General features: G+C 37.8%; 15 protein-coding genes. 4 read left to right on the top strand and 11 right to left on the bottom strand.

Annotation, left to right across the window (positions count from 1 at the left end; genetic code table 11):
- The 4 genes from PLA12_01030 to PLA12_01015 form a co-directional block, all read left to right on the top strand.
- The coding region (locus PLA12_01030) for a Gfo/Idh/MocA family oxidoreductase (protein ID HOQ31074.1) at window positions 1–785 on the top strand (785 nt) is incomplete at its 5' end.
- 71 nt (window positions 786–856) lie between these two features.
- The gene (locus tag PLA12_01025; GenBank protein ID HOQ31073.1) at window positions 857–3,064 is read left to right on the top strand and encodes an ATP-dependent RecD-like DNA helicase; all 2,208 of its coding nucleotides are present in this window, start codon (window positions 857–859) and stop codon (window positions 3,062–3,064) included.
- Window positions 3,065–3,111: 47 nt separating this feature from the next.
- Window positions 3,112–3,642, top strand: a complete 531-nt coding sequence (locus PLA12_01020; GenBank protein HOQ31072.1) for a DUF2569 family protein — start codon at window positions 3,112–3,114, stop codon at window positions 3,640–3,642.
- 2 nt (window positions 3,643–3,644) lie between these two features.
- Complete coding sequence (locus PLA12_01015; protein HOQ31071.1) at window positions 3,645–4,412, top strand: HD domain-containing phosphohydrolase; 768 nt, start codon at window positions 3,645–3,647, stop codon at window positions 4,410–4,412.
- Between the two features lie 306 nt (window positions 4,413–4,718).
- Here PLA12_01015 and PLA12_01010 read toward each other — a convergent pair whose 3' ends face one another.
- From PLA12_01010 to PLA12_00960, 11 genes are all read right to left on the bottom strand, one after another.
- A complete protein-coding gene (locus PLA12_01010) occupies window positions 4,719–6,560 on the bottom strand; it encodes a hypothetical protein (GenBank protein ID HOQ31070.1) in 1,842 nt (613 codons plus the stop codon).
- Window positions 6,560–7,399: an ABC transporter permease gene (locus PLA12_01005; protein HOQ31069.1), complete on the bottom strand. Its 840-nt coding sequence runs from the start codon at window positions 7,397–7,399 to the stop codon at window positions 6,560–6,562. The genes PLA12_01010 and PLA12_01005 overlap by 1 nt, the downstream gene beginning before the upstream one ends.
- Before the next feature lie 4 nt (window positions 7,400–7,403).
- Entirely contained in the window at window positions 7,404–8,483 is a 1,080-nt protein-coding gene (locus tag PLA12_01000; protein ID HOQ31068.1) for an ABC transporter ATP-binding protein, read from the bottom strand.
- Window positions 8,483–9,181 (bottom strand): CPBP family intramembrane metalloprotease, encoded by a 699-nt coding sequence (locus PLA12_00995; protein ID HOQ31067.1) that lies wholly within the window; start codon window positions 9,179–9,181, stop codon window positions 8,483–8,485. The genes PLA12_01000 and PLA12_00995 overlap by 1 nt, the downstream gene beginning before the upstream one ends.
- On the bottom strand, window positions 9,178–9,798 hold the full coding sequence (locus PLA12_00990) for a GNAT family protein (protein ID HOQ31066.1): 621 nt from the start codon (window positions 9,796–9,798) through the stop codon (window positions 9,178–9,180). The genes PLA12_00995 and PLA12_00990 overlap by 4 nt, the downstream gene beginning before the upstream one ends.
- An 18-nt stretch (window positions 9,799–9,816) precedes the next feature.
- On the bottom strand, window positions 9,817–10,356 hold the full coding sequence (locus PLA12_00985; GenBank protein ID HOQ31065.1) for a GNAT family protein: 540 nt from the start codon (window positions 10,354–10,356) through the stop codon (window positions 9,817–9,819).
- 270 nt (window positions 10,357–10,626) lie between these two features.
- Window positions 10,627–10,833, bottom strand: coding sequence for a hypothetical protein (locus tag PLA12_00980; GenBank protein ID HOQ31064.1), 207 nt, complete (start codon window positions 10,831–10,833; stop codon window positions 10,627–10,629).
- 2 nt (window positions 10,834–10,835) lie between these two features.
- On the bottom strand, window positions 10,836–10,994 hold the full coding sequence (locus tag PLA12_00975; protein HOQ31063.1) for a hypothetical protein: 159 nt from the start codon (window positions 10,992–10,994) through the stop codon (window positions 10,836–10,838).
- Window positions 10,995–11,066: 72 nt separating this feature from the next.
- Entirely contained in the window at window positions 11,067–11,261 is a 195-nt protein-coding gene (locus PLA12_00970) for a hypothetical protein (GenBank protein ID HOQ31062.1), read from the bottom strand.
- Window positions 11,262–11,285: 24 nt separating this feature from the next.
- Entirely contained in the window at window positions 11,286–11,438 is a 153-nt protein-coding gene (locus tag PLA12_00965; GenBank protein HOQ31061.1) for a hypothetical protein, read from the bottom strand.
- Window positions 11,439–11,660: 222 nt separating this feature from the next.
- Window positions 11,661–14,171 (bottom strand): GLUG motif-containing protein, encoded by a 2,511-nt coding sequence (locus PLA12_00960; GenBank protein ID HOQ31060.1) that lies wholly within the window; start codon window positions 14,169–14,171, stop codon window positions 11,661–11,663.
- Window positions 14,172–14,545 lie beyond the last annotated feature (374 nt).

The following is a 14,545-nucleotide window of genomic DNA, read 5'->3' as shown; positions in this document are numbered from 1 at the left end:
TATTAGATATAACATTACCCACACCTGCTCACGCTCCTACTACAATACAAGCATTTCAAGCAGGGAAACATGTAATTTGTGAAAAGCCTATGGCTCGCACCTCCACCGAAGCAATGGAAATGATAAAAGCCGCAAAGAAATACAAAAGGCATTTATACATTGCTCATTGCATTCGGTTCTGGCCCTCTTACATCGTTGCAAAAGAAATGGTTGAGAGCGGCAAATATGGGAAAGTGCGTACAGCAAAATTTAGCAGGATTAGTCCTCTTCCCGGTTGGAGTTGGCAAAATTGGCTTCAATCTTCACAACACTCTGGCCGATGTGCCCTTGACCTTCATATTCACGATGCAGATTTTGTTCGCTATTTATTTGGCAAACCCAAGACTGTTCAGAGTTTGGGTGTAAGTCTTGCCCCGGGAGGAATTGACCATATTATTACCAGTTATAATTATCCAGACCGCCATTGGGTTGTTGCGGAAGGAGCCTGGGAATATAGCACGACTTATCCTTTCTCGATGACTTTTACCATTGCAATGGAACAGGGAACTCTGGAAATGTCTCGCGATTTATCGCTCACTTATTATCCCAATCGAGGTAAACCCAAACCGATTAAAGTTCTCAAAGGAGATGGTTACGAAGGAGAATTAAAACACTTTCTGGAATGTTTACAAAAAGACCGCGATTCGGATATTATTCCATCCGAGGAAGCATATAAAACATTGCTCCTTATCGAAGCAGAGATAGAATCGGTTAAGGAACAAAAGCCTGTTTCCGTTCGTGGATAAAGATAAAAAAGGTCTGACCTGTCTGACTTATCCGACCCGTCCGACCTAAAAGATAACTAAAGTTTACCTCAATGGACCCTTATTCACTGGAAATCCCGTTTACACCTAAAGAGTTCGGACCCGAAGAAATTGAGGGACTTATTGAACAAATTGTTTACGAGCATGCTTCCAGTGGTTTCTTTGTTGCCCGTTTACGACGCAAAGACACAAATCATCTAATCACTATCGTTGGCAAGTCCCTTCCTATATCGCAAGGAGCCACGGTTCGGATTTCAGGGCATTGGATTATTCATCCTCGTTTCGGTCCGCAATTTCAAACCCAAAATATGGAATTACTTCAACCTTCATCCGCAGAAGCCATTGCTCAATTTCTGGCTTCGGGCGCCATACCGGGCGTGGGAAGTGGATATGCAGAACGGATAATAAAAACATTCGGGGCCGATACCTTACATGTACTAAATCATGAGCCAGAAAAACTTGCTCTTGTTCGGGGTTTAGGGAAAAAGAGAGCAAAAATAATCCACGAGGTTTGGAAAGAAAAGCAAGAGTTTATGGAAATGCTGATTACTTTACAGCAATATAATATCCCTATAGGATTGGCAACAAAATTATACAAGCATTACGGAAATCAAACTTTAACATATCTAAGAGAAGACCCTTTTCAGATAGCATCGGAAATTCAGGGTATCGGCTTTAAAACAGCCGACCGTATCGCAAAAGAGTTAGGGATTAGCCCTGAACATCCCAGCCGTATCGAAGCCGGAATTCGCTATACCTTACACGATGCGGAAAATGATGGACATGTTTTCTTACCTTATGAAGAAGTTATCTCATTAACTTCTGAATTGCTATCTCTGGAAGAAAATCAGATTGCCCCTGTATTAAAGGAAATGAATGACGCCAATAGGATATGCATGGAAAATGACAGTGTCTATCTACCTTTCCCCTATTTTATTGAAAATGAATGTGTCAAACACTTAAAACGGCTATATCATTCGCCGAGTAGTTTGCCACCTCATTTGCCGATACAACAATTCTTTTCAACTTCGCATAAAGGATTACCCGAATTAAGCCCCGAACAAAAGGAAGCCCTACAAAAAGTTTTTTCCTCCAAAATAACCGTTATCACAGGAGGTCCAGGCACTGGAAAAACAACCTTAATAAAAACGCTTGTATATTTCCTGAAAGATTATCCCGTGCGTGTTGTTTTATCTGCACCCACAGGAAGAGCAGGCAGGCAGATGGAAGCCGTTACAGGACATCCTGCCAGCACTATACACCGATTACTTGAATTTAATCCACAAACCTCAAAACCCGCTCGAGATGAGACAAATCCAATTCCTTGCGATTTGTTGATTATAGATGAAAGTTCTATGATAGACCAGACTTTGCTCTGGTATCTTCTTTGTGCGGTTCCATCTACTTCTCATATCGTTTTTATAGGCGATGTAGACCAACTGCCTTCCGTAGGACCGGGTAATGTCTTATTTGACCTTATAGCCAGTCAGGCATTTCCTGTTATTCGATTAAAAACGATATATCGTCAATCGGCTCAAAGCGGTATCATCGTAAATGCCCATCGAATTAATCAGGGCTCCTTCCCAGAATTCAATCAGAAAGATTTCTTCTTTATCCGTCGTGCAGATAGTCAATCCGCATTACAAACTCTTTTGCATATTGTTCAAGAACGCATTCCACAACGATTTGGATACAACCCGATAAAAGATATTCAAGTTCTTGCTCCTCTGCGTCGTGGTGATGGCGGTGTTCATCATTTGAACTATCGTTTACAGGAAGTACTTAATCCCAAAGGAAAACCCATACCAAACACCTCTTTTCGCATCGGGGATAAAGTTATGCAGATAAAAAATAACTATGAAAAGGATGTTTTTAATGGGGACATAGGTATTATTTCGGAGGTGGATACGGATAAGGGTTATATTACCATTACATTTGAACCTGACCGTCCTGTTTTATATACCCAAGAACAATTAGACCAGATTAGTCTGGCTTATTCGGCTACAGTACACAAATCCCAGGGGAGTGAATACCCGGTGGTTATTCTCCTTCTACTTCCACAACATTATTTGCTTTTACAACGCAATGTCCTTTACACTGCTGTTACACGAGCCAAAAAAATGGTAACGATTATCGGCTCTCCACATGCAATTCAAAAGGCTGTCAAATCTACGCAATCCATTCGTAGAAATACTTTGCTTGCAGAACGAATTCGTCAGGCTTTTCTTTTTAACATGAAAACACAAAATAGTATAGAATAATGTATTAATAAAAATTATTATTATAGAAGGCAAAGTGGTTTGTTTATATGAGTTTGTTTAGCGAAAATAGTTCTGAATCACAAATCAAAAGAGGACCGGAACCGGGTGTTCGAGGTTTTCTTTTGTTTTTTTGTATCGTGTTTATTTTCCTGACGCCTTTCGTCGGGATTTATAATCTTATAAATGATTATCAGAACGCCTCAGGTGACTTTGATTACATTCCCGGTTTGCGGCTGTTTCTGATTGTTGAATCGGGTTTGCGGTCTTTTGTAATTTTATTCAGCATTTTCGCAGGTGCAAGCATTCTATCCTTATGGAACGGGGCTGTGCGAATAACAAAAGCCTATCTAATCTCCTTTCTATGTTCCTTAGTTCTCGGAATGGCTCTTTTATTCTCCTTGGTCGAATTTCCACCCGATTACTACGACCTTGTATTAGGCAAGATAGCATACGAAACCATTGGTTCTTTAATTTACTTTATTGTTTGTTATTTATATATCAATTTTTCCAAAAGGGTTCGTGTTACCTTCCCGGATTCTTTCCCTGAAATACGCAACAAGAAGAAAGAGGAGTCATAAAGATGAACTTTCGGATTGTTTCTTCTACCTTATCACCTCAGGTTTTAAAGAAAGTAAAAAATGCTTTTAAAGATGATGATACCCCTATCATTATAGATTCTCAAAACGAATCTGCCTTTTTCTCCGGTGTAATGATGGCGATTACACAAAGTTCCCAGATAGACACTGTGATGGATATCATACGCACTGTTAGAAATGAATATGATGCTTTGTTTTATTTAATTGCCAATGCCATTGACGCCCGCGAAGGTATTCCTTTAGGTGGGGCACAACGCATGGTAAAATTAGCAAAAGAGTTAGGGAATGTATTAGACCTCACTTCCAATCAATTGTGGATTTTAGAACATGGATGTGTGTTAAGAGACATTGGGAAACTTAGTATATCCAACGATATTTTACTGAAAAAAACGGTGCTTACTTATGATGAATGGGTGCTCTTAAAATCACACGCTCACATTGGAGCCAACATGCTGAAAGAATGGAATATCTTCCCGGAATTGGTAGAGGTGATTGCATCACACCACGAATGTTACGATGGAGATGGGTATCCCGAAGGTCTTGAAGGCGAACAGATACCTTTTCTTTCCCGCATATTAAAAGTGCTCGATGTTTACTGTGCCATGACCTCCCGACGCAATTACCGCACGGGTGTGGCTTCACACGAGGAAGCATTAGAATACCTTCTGGAAGAACGAGGGAAACATTTCGACCCACAAATAATTGATGCCTTTACGAAAATAAAATTAAAAGAAATAGACAACGACCTGTAATACTTTCCCCTTTACAAAGAATGAGCCAGATGTGACCCATGAGACAAATGAAGGTAAAAGGAAGATCACACCTTCCGACATACCCTCACCACTATTAGATAAAATACATTTTCTATTATATGGGTATGGGGTATGGTGTGTCTATCGGGTTTATCACAATCGTATGGGATAGTTTTTTATTCTCTTTTTTAATTATCTCGTATATCTCATGGGACACACGGGTCACATTGGTCTTATTTTTTTCAATCATTCTTCACGGATTGTTGGTATGATAGATTACAACACCCCAAGCATATTTTTGTTTTTCTATGCCATGTAAATATCAACGGGGTGGTATTTATTATGCAAAAATAGAGCATCCCGAAAAGTGCCTGCTTTCTGGAATTGGAGTTTTTCAATAAAAGAGACCAGCGGTGTGTCGTCAGGATTAACATAGATAAGCCAGCGATTTTTAGGAAAACGATTTTTGATTTGACCAAATAGAATCTGGAAATTATCCTGAATATCTTTATTGGTATAATCGTTTGGATTATGAAAATATAAATACACTACGGATAGATTGGGAACTGTATGAGGTTGTATTTTTATTAGTCCCCGAGGCTTTGTCTTTTTATCAATAATAACCCATTCCTCATAATCCCTTGCGGTATTCAAAATTTCTTGTTCCTTTTCATGATTTGTGGTTGTTAAAATATTCCCATTTTTAAGTGTGAAATAGATATTACTATTCCATGTTTCCCATGGAGCAAGCCAATCTTCATCCTGAGGTCGAAGGGGTCGAATAGAAATTTGCTCTTTAAAAAAACTACGGAATATATGCTTCAGAACAGTTAATTTGCCGGGCTTTTGAATATCCATATTTACAGGTATATCGGAGGAAAGGGTAATACCTGCATTGTTCAATTCTTGATAACGAACAATCACTTCTTCTATCCATTGCCGTTGGGCTATGCACCATTCCTCTTTGGGCTCATTTACTTTCCCTGTATATCGGTAATGTATCATTCCATGTCCACCACCACAGAAATTTTGAGCCCAGCAAGTAATACATGCAGGTGTTGTATGAACCCCCAGATGATATAGCCCTTCGGTTTCTTTAAGAGGGATTTCATCTTTCTGAATATTTCCCATAAAGCAGGTATTCTTTTTATAGTATAAATACCCACCGTAAACATCGCCGGTAGGTGTTATAAACCATTCCTGTAACCCTGCAGGGTCTCTCCGTTTTATAGGAATGCCCTGTTGAATGTTCCGGAATAACTGCATAAGGGGTTCCAAGATATATCGCTTCCCTTTTTTTAATTGTTGCGTATACATCGAGGTCAATTGCGTTAATTCTCGGAAGAATGCTTCAATCTCAATATCAGGGTTTAAGACAAGTGGGGCAAATAAATCTATTATTACTTTTTTTACACCATAATCAAAAATTTTCTCGACAGTCGGGCTAAAAGGCAATTCTTCCGAAAGGAAAAGAATATATCCATTTTGACTGTTTATAAAATCAAGAAAATCCGTTTCACTAAAATTTTCTATCTGCTTTATAAATTCCGTAGAAATGTTTGGAAAAACTAAAAATAGTTCTTCCCTATCTTCTATCTTTAATTTCTTCTTTATATAACCCATAACAGGCAGGTATAGATTTATCTGCACATTTTTATCTTTAACCGCAAAATTTTCATGGATGAGTTCATGTAGTACGCTGAGGATGTCTTGAAGTGCTTCGAATTTTTGATGAAGCCATAAATTGATACGGAATTTTTGATTTACCTGAATATAAGGCACTGCTTTTAGCATAGCCAATGAAATAATCTTCTGCATTTGGGATAGGCTGTTTTCATCTATCAAGAAAGAAAGGGTATCGAGATGAAGAGTTTGTGTAAGGGATTGAGCCCAGTTCTCTATTTTTTGATATTTCAGAATAGACCCGATAGAACGAAGGTATTCAAGTTCATTCCAGACTTCCAGCAGTTCTTTTTCCGAATACTGTGCGGATAGGAGATTTAATATCTTATTCTGTGTATTTTCAGGATAATATGGCAGGGTATCGTGCGTGATTTTGTCGCATTCAAAACAAAAGGTATCAAACACATCTACTGCAAAAAACCTCCCCTCTCGTTCAAAGGTATATATGGGTCTTATCTTGCTCATTAATAAATCCCTAATGTGCCTTTATATCTACTATAATTTTCCATTATCTTAAACAGGGAAATTCCAATAAATGTCCAAATGATACAACTGGCACAGAGCCAATAGAAGCAGGGATGGAAAAATACAGACATAAATTGTCCCGGGGCTACCTGTTGTCCTTTTACAAGCACATATTTTAAGCAGATAGAAGCGTCTGTAATAGGCAAGGCATGCATAAAAAGAGATATAAGCCAACCTTGCTGTAAAAATTCTTCGCGGGCAAAAATGGCTAATGCAAACAATGCCATCCGCACGATAATCGTCAGTTGCCCTACTTGCTTAAAGACAAGAACCAGTCCACCCACCATGAACCCAAACCCTAACAGGTTAATAAAGGATAAGGTCAGCAAAACAATCACAGGGATGGGGTCAAAAAATAGTTTTCCACCAACACTAATCACCACAAAGTAAACCATAAGAGCGGAATAAAAAATTGTTGTTACGGACGCAACTACGGCACGGGCAAGAAAATTTGTTACCAGTCCATAAGGGCTCATACATAATTGTTCTAACACACCTGTTTGAGCCATACCTTGAATACCCTGTGTGAACATACCAATTACACCGAAGGCAAATAAACCAATAATAAAACCTAAAATATAGTTGGTAGCACGAGTTGGGTCATCCAGTTGATTTATTCCTTTTTCTATAGCGGGCTGACTATAAAAAAAACCGGCGATAAGTATCATGAGCATTCCATACCCGATAATAAGTCCCGTCAAAGTGCGAAACCAGTAGCGTCGGGTAATAATCCAACCGCGTATAATCTCTGCCTTCATAATAAGTAAGAAGCCAAGCATGATATTATTCCTGTTCTTCTAATTTTATCCCGTCAAGTACGGGTTTTTCTCCTGTAAGTTGTAAAAAGATATATTCTAAATTTACCTGTTTTTGCTGTATAGAGCGTAATTGATATTTTTTTCTGCGGAGTGTTTCAAATAAAAGATATAATGCTTCCGAACGTTCTGCATACGGTTCCGGCACCTGCACAGTAATTGTAGGTCCATCTGCTGTCAGGTCTGTTTGAAGAAGGGTAATCTGTGGAGCAAGGGTATCCAGGTCCCCATCTGCCAGATTACGGTCTAACCGTAACGAAAAGATTTGTTTTGAAAATAGTTCCAGCAGTTCGGAAGTAGGTTTGCAGGTAATTAATTTCCCTTTATTAATAATTCCAATACGGTCGCAGAGTTCCTGGGCTACATGCATATCATGGGTTGTAACTAAAACAGAACGACCGTGCTTCCGTGTTAGTTCTAAAATTTTGTCCTTAATCGAGCGACTGCTTTGAACATCCAGACCTGTAGTCGGCTCATCCAACAGGATAATCTTGGGGTCTGCAATTAAAGCGATACATATTGCTAATTTTTGCTTTTGCCCTCGTGAAAGTTTACGGACTTCTATATCCTTTTTATCATTCAGTCCAATAAAATCGAGCAATTGATGGGCTCTTTCTTTAAGGACTTTCCCGCGGACATTTCGCAAATTTCCATAATAATAAAGGTTTTCAAGAGGTGTCAGGGGCCAGATACTGGTCCGCGTTCCTTCAAGCACAACCCCGATTTGTGAAAGAACCTGCTTTCGCTTCTTTTCCACATTCATACCATCTACATAAACCGTTCCACTATCCGGCTTTACCAGTCCCGAAATCATTTTTACAGTAGTTGTTTTTCCAGCACCATTGGGACCTAATAACCCCATAATCTCACCGGGCATAATACCAAAAGTTATTTTATCTGCGGCGCAGGCTTCCTTCTTTTTAATCAAACTCCTCTTCCCTGTTTCTTCATCTTTATATAGAAAGTGGGATGTGTGAAAGGTCTTCGACACCGCATCAAGATAAACTGTATATTTATTTACATTTGTATTTAATTCGTTGTTATACATCAAGAAACTCCGCTTACCTCAAACAGGGTCCTTTCTAACTCGTCCAAACATTTCTCAGGGTCATTTGTTTCCTGTAATTTCTCCTGAAATTCCAGGTAATTGCTTTCCATATTACGAATGAAATGGACAATTGTTACAAAACCTAAATCATTTGTAATCAGGTAGAGAATACTTATAATAACAGAGAATATCAAAAATTCGACATTCTGCCGTAATTGATTTTTAAAAATATGTTCATGCACTAAGGTAAAACTGATGGATACTATCAGAATGGCAATAACAACATTACCGATTATTCCTATCAGAATAGGCTGGATAGTAGCGCGATAAATAATTTCCTCTGTAAGTGCAACAATGAAAGTTCTACCTAATATCATAGGCGAAAGAAAAGAAAAACGGCATACCTGTAAAAAGGATAGAAATTGATTTTTAACGATGGGATTAAAACCTACTATGATAAGAAAACCAAGAGTGTATAAAATATGCCCTAATAACAATCCTGTAATCCAGTTCGGCACGAAGAATAAATTTCTCGGGAGTATTTGCTGAACAATCAAATAAACAACCGCACAAATAAGTAAAAGAGACTGAATGATTTTTACAATTGCAGTTAATTTCTGAATTTGGAAAAAATGGCGGCATAATTCCAGTAGAAAATACATGGAGAAGAGGACGACAAGAATTATCCTGATACTCACAGAGACTTCTCCAGATGGTTCTTCATGCTTTCTGCCATTTTTTGCAGGGTAATTTCCCTTGTATGTTCAGTATTTTTCTTACGCCAGATTTGAAATTCCTCTTTTAGCAAGCCGTAAACATAAACATCATGCCAGACACCGTTTCGGGTAATGTGGTCTTTCAGCGTAAGTTCCCTTTGGGCTCCCAGAAATTCCAATAATTTCCATGAAGGTTTATTAAAGGAATAAATAATAGCGGTAATACGATGTAAATTGAGTTCGTCAAAGGCATACTCTAATGCACGAAAAACATTAATCCCCGTGGTCAGATGATTTCGATGTTCCGGGGCTATATATACATCCAGATTGCAGGAACGATTTCGCCAACTAATATTTTGTAGTGAAATCATACCTAAAGGTCCTTCTGGAGAATCAACGATAAAATAGACACTGGCAGGGATAGGACTTCCTGTATTTTTACTTAGAAATCCGATAATCTGTTCACGAATAGTTCGCGGAGAACGGGCAGGGTCACCATATAAAAAATATTGAAAATCTTCATCTTCCATCCAGCGGATGAGTGTATCTAAGTCGTCTCGGTCTGCTCTACGGATAAAAGATTTTGTAATAATACTCACGAAAAAACCCTTCTTATTTCAATTCTTCCGACAAACTTTCGTTATTTGAAATTTTGCCCATGTCTCAAGATTATGCCATTTTCCAGAGGTAAATAGCACCTCTCGCATACATCCCTCGCATTGATAGGAATGATTTAATAAAAAGTTTCGCAGATTTTCCTCTTCATCCAAACAGGTCGTCATTAATTTTCTTAGATGGAGTTGTTCAAATGCCCGCGTCTCAATAAATTCCAGTGCTTCTTGAATTAGAACCTCTTCTCTTTCGTATGTTTCATTTTCAAAAAGAAGCATTATCTCTCCAAAAAGTGCTTCGGGATTTATCCCTTTCAGGACAACGAAACCGCAAATGTCGCCCATTTTATTTTCAACTGCATAAAAGGACTGAGCCGCATCTTTATGTTGCAGAAGTTCCTCTAACTCGCTCAGATTGGGCATGAGCGGTTCCCGTTTCGTATCCAGCAGGGAAGCAAATATAGGTTTGTGCAGATAGAAACGAAGGAGTTCTTTAGCATCAAAACGGTCTGCATTGCGAATAATCGCATGAGTTTTTTTTATCATACAGAAAGGTTACATCCCGCAGTTAAAATTCCGCACCTCCACGCCCTACGATGGCATGGATACAATCGAAAAAAATCCCTGCTTATGATAACGAAAAATTAAAAACCAATTTCGTTTTTCTTTTCGTAACGGAAATCCTGCCAGGCACGCCACACTGCATTTAAGAAGTTTGTAAAAGCGTCGGCTTTCCGTAATGTCATTTTTCGAATGTGTTTCATATTCCTCTTTCCCATATTGCAATTTTTTGATTGTTATTATATACAAATTTATTTAACTGCTTGAAGATGTATTTGTTGTTGTCGGCATCGTTGTACCGGTACTCGGTGGCGGTGCTTCCGGGTCTTTGTTCTTAAAAACAGGAATAAAAATCTTTATAATATCTTCAATAAATTTTATTATATTTACAGTGGTAAAAGGAAAATCACTTGCAGCGATAGGCTGTGTTATTTTCTTTATATGTATCTTCTTCCGAACCATTCTCACTTACCACTTCCGTCCAATGTTGAGGTGTTATCTGTATTTCTCGTTTCAAGCAAAGTTCGAACGGCTTCTAATATTTGTAGAAAAAGAGTCAAAAGAACATCAACAGTAACCGCTTGAACAGGTCTGTTATATGTCTGTTTTTTGATATGTTTCATAAAAATACCTTTAAACTATAAATCTATTATACTAAATATACAGTATTTTACAAACTTCAATTGTCCCGTATTTTATGAACTGGTTGTAGTATTTGTTGTTTCTTGTGGTTTTTTTATTTCTGCTAAGGGCAGGAAGAAATTCGTAAGCACAGAAAGTAAGAAACAAAGAAATGCCTGGTAATCGCTTTCGATATTCGTGCAAAAATTAGAACCTTGTCCTTGCTGTGCCTTTGATGGTTTTACAGTGATACATTGAATTCTTTTCATTATTTCTATCTCCTTTTATTTTAACTACTTAGAAGAAGTTGAACCTCCTTCTTTAGCAACAAAAGCCTGAGCCACGACAGATAAAATATTTGCAACAAGGGTTAATATCTGTCCGATACTCAAAGTCGTTTCAATTTCTGCTTTGTGCAAGGTGGTTAATTCTTTTATATGTTTCATTTTCAGACTCCTGTATATTAAGTTCTTATCTTACCTAATATAGAATATTGTTTTCATTCGATTTTATTACAGTTTTTTTTCCTGAAAAATATAATATACTAATTTAATACCCAATTACATAAAAAAGGTTTCCTTTTCTGCCAATAATATCACAAAATTATAGGATATAACTCAACAAAACAATAGAGAGAATTCTCGAAACTTACTGTATATCAACAATCTTTATTTATTTAATCGTGAACCGTTCATCATAAACAATAATATTCCAATAAATATAAAATCAAATAGATGTCTCCATAAGGAATCGTTGCCAAAAGATTTGCTGGTACAGCCACAAGCATTCTTTGTTGTTGCTTCGTCTTGACTGATATTCCCATCGCCATTGGTATCTATTTGACTGAATATCTCTCGAGTTAACCAGGGATATACAATACTTAATTCATCCCAACTTATCAAGTTATCTCCATTCGCATCCAATAGTGAAAAACGCTTCTTTATTATGTTCTTTAATTCTTTTAATGTCATTGGGCATGCACCTGTGGAAACCTTAATAGTAACTACGGAACCCGGGTCTACTTGAGTTCCCGCTGGGGGATTCTGACTTATAACATTCCCTGAGGATGTGTCATTACTACATTCCTGTATAACATCCCCTACTGTCAAATTTGCAGACTTTATTACAGTCTGTGCGGAATTCTGATTCATACCGACCACATCTGGAACAACATTTAAACCAACAAATTGGGATATTAATTGCGGATACGATTCATTTTCTTTTATATACCATACCTTTTCAAAATCCCAACCTGCAAAAGTGGCTCGTTGTTTCATTTTTGCCGTTGTTTTACCAGTGCCACCCGCAGAACTGCTCTGTTTTGATGTTTCTGTATCCCAATACGAATTACTTACCGTACCTAAATGATTATATCCCAAAAGTCCGCCAATATATGAAGCCCCTGAAGTTTTTGATACAGGACCTGCTGAATAACAATAATTTATTGTGCCCCTATAGTTTCCGCCTACAAGACCGCCACTATATAAAATACCGGAAACAGAACCCGTAGCATAACAGTTACTTATTTCATTATTATTTTCACCTACCAAACCACCAACATTTATACTCCCCTGCGTTGTAACTTCTGCATAACAACTACTTATCTTGCCAGAATTTGAACCTACGGCACCACCAATCGAAGCATACCCGGACACAGAACCTTCTGCATGACAACTACTTATAGTGCCATAATTTTGACCCGCTAATATTCCGATAGAAGAAATGTTTGTAGAGCCTGAAATGGAACCCTTTGCACGACAACTACTCACTGTCCCATGATTTTGACCTATTAATACACCAATAGAGGAAGAAGTGCTTGAAGAAGCACTGGTATACCCGGATACAGAACCCTCTGTATAACAATTACTCACGGTACCATAACTTTGACCCGCCAATATACCAACGAAAGAAGACCCTGATACCGAAGCATTTTCTATGTTCAAATTCTTAATCTCGCCTTTTGTATCAACATAGCCAAATAAACCAACATAGTTTTCGGAAGTTCGATTAATTGTTAGACCGATTATTTTATATCCTTTCCCATCAAATTTGCCTTTAAAGGGATTATCTTTGTTCGTTCCAATAGGAGGCAAATCTATGCCCGACATATCAATATCTTTAATTAATTCAAACTCGCCATTTAAAGGATAAATCTTTCCTATCTTCTGTAATTCTCCAACACTGTCCACAATGATACTTCCCGGACTAATATCCCGTAAGAAAGGATAGGGATAAGGATATACATCACTGGAATAAATTCTCCAAACGGTTTCAAAATCCCAATTTATAAAAGTGCCTTTCTGTTTCATTTCCTCCGTTGTTTTTCCTGTGCCTCCATCAGAAGTACTCTGCCCCGACGCATTTATGTCCCAGTAACAATTGTTAATATTACCACTTTCTTTTTTTGCGATAAGTCCACCTGTTATGCGTTCTTCTGTGGAAGCGGCTGTAGTCCTGACCGTTCCCCTACTATAACAATTAGTTACATTATTTCCCTGGCTATTATTATAGCCTATAAGTCCCCCAACATAATCTTTCCCTGTAACGGAACTTGAATTGTAACTATTACTAACGGAAGCCAGATTTTCGCCTATAAGTCCCCCAACGCGGTTATTTCCTGTTATCGTCGCAAGATTATAACACTGACTTACTGTTCCTACATTTTGTCCTGTAAGACCACCAACATAATCGGCTCCTTTTATCGTTCCGCTATTAACACAACTCTGAGTTACTACTCCCTCGTTTCGTCCGACAATCCCACCTACATTCGAATTACCCTTAATTGAAACATTTTCCAAACGGAGATTATGAACTTTACCGCCTGCATCTACATAGCCAAACAATCCTATATCGTCTTCATCTGCCCGCGATATGACAAGACCTTTTATCTTGTAACCTTTGCCATTAAAATCACCTGCAAATGGATTATTAAATGTTCCTATAGGTTTAAATCCCGCTTTTTCATTCCAGTTTGATGTGGCACTTGCGTCAATATCTTCTGTTAATTCATATACTCCATTTAAGGGGTAGTTTGCATCATTGCCTATCTTCTGTAACTCCTCAATACTACTTATCTGAATTGGAGTTGCCCAGGAACTACTTCCAGAAAGAAAAATCACGCAACAAAATAGAAATAAGAAAAAATATATAGGCTTTCCGTAACAATCTCGATTATTCATTAGACAGCTCCTTGTCATTAGTAAATTTCACATGCAATAAATCTATAAAACACATATCACTCTTCCACAATTTATCTCTTTCTTATCTTGATACAAAGCCGTTCATTTTTCAAAAAATGTACTATCTTTGCGTTTTAACAAGAAAAAGCAATTCGTTTAAAAGCAAAAGATTTACTATGATAATATTATTGAACAATGTAATTCTATTTTCAACCTTTTAAGGGAAATTTTGGAACATCAGGACAAACGCCATTTAAACGATTTTCTCAACATCCTTACTGACGAGATAAAACAGGGAAGAGAAAAAGAGGGAATGTATGGGTATAAACACAAGTGCTACTTTTTACCTTTTCTATTGAGAAACTCTTTGTATA

The organism is Candidatus Hydrogenedens sp., from assembly GCA_035378955.1.
GTDB lineage: Bacteria > Hydrogenedentota > Hydrogenedentia > Hydrogenedentales > Hydrogenedentaceae > Hydrogenedens.
Note: the sequence above shows the minus strand (reverse complement) of the source record. Positions and strands in the feature narration are given on the sequence as shown.

Excerpts from the sequence above, each read along its gene's own strand:
- PLA12_01010 (HOQ31070.1), bottom strand. The coding sequence starts at position 6,560 with ATGAGCAAGATAAGACCCATATATACCTTTGAACGAGAGGGGAGGTTT.
- PLA12_01020 (HOQ31072.1), top strand. The coding sequence starts at position 3,112 with ATGAGTTTGTTTAGCGAAAATAGTTCTGAATCACAAATCAAAAGAGGA.
- PLA12_00965 (HOQ31061.1), bottom strand. The coding sequence starts at position 11,438 with ATGAAACATATAAAAGAATTAACCACCTTGCACAAAGCAGAAATTGAA.
- PLA12_00980 (HOQ31064.1), bottom strand. The coding sequence starts at position 10,833 with ATGGTTCGGAAGAAGATACATATAAAGAAAATAACACAGCCTATCGCT.
- PLA12_01000 (HOQ31068.1), bottom strand. The coding sequence starts at position 8,483 with ATGTATAACAACGAATTAAATACAAATGTAAATAAATATACAGTTTAT.
- PLA12_01005 (HOQ31069.1), bottom strand. The coding sequence starts at position 7,399 with ATGCTTGGCTTCTTACTTATTATGAAGGCAGAGATTATACGCGGTTGG.
- PLA12_01015 (HOQ31071.1), top strand. The coding sequence starts at position 3,645 with ATGAACTTTCGGATTGTTTCTTCTACCTTATCACCTCAGGTTTTAAAG.
- PLA12_00985 (HOQ31065.1), bottom strand. The coding sequence starts at position 10,356 with ATGATAAAAAAAACTCATGCGATTATTCGCAATGCAGACCGTTTTGAT.
- PLA12_01025 (HOQ31073.1), top strand. The coding sequence starts at position 857 with ATGGACCCTTATTCACTGGAAATCCCGTTTACACCTAAAGAGTTCGGA.
- PLA12_00970 (HOQ31062.1), bottom strand. The coding sequence starts at position 11,261 with ATGAAAAGAATTCAATGTATCACTGTAAAACCATCAAAGGCACAGCAA.
- PLA12_00975 (HOQ31063.1), bottom strand. The coding sequence starts at position 10,994 with ATGAAACATATCAAAAAACAGACATATAACAGACCTGTTCAAGCGGTT.
- PLA12_00960 (HOQ31060.1), bottom strand. The coding sequence starts at position 14,171 with ATGAATAATCGAGATTGTTACGGAAAGCCTATATATTTTTTCTTATTT.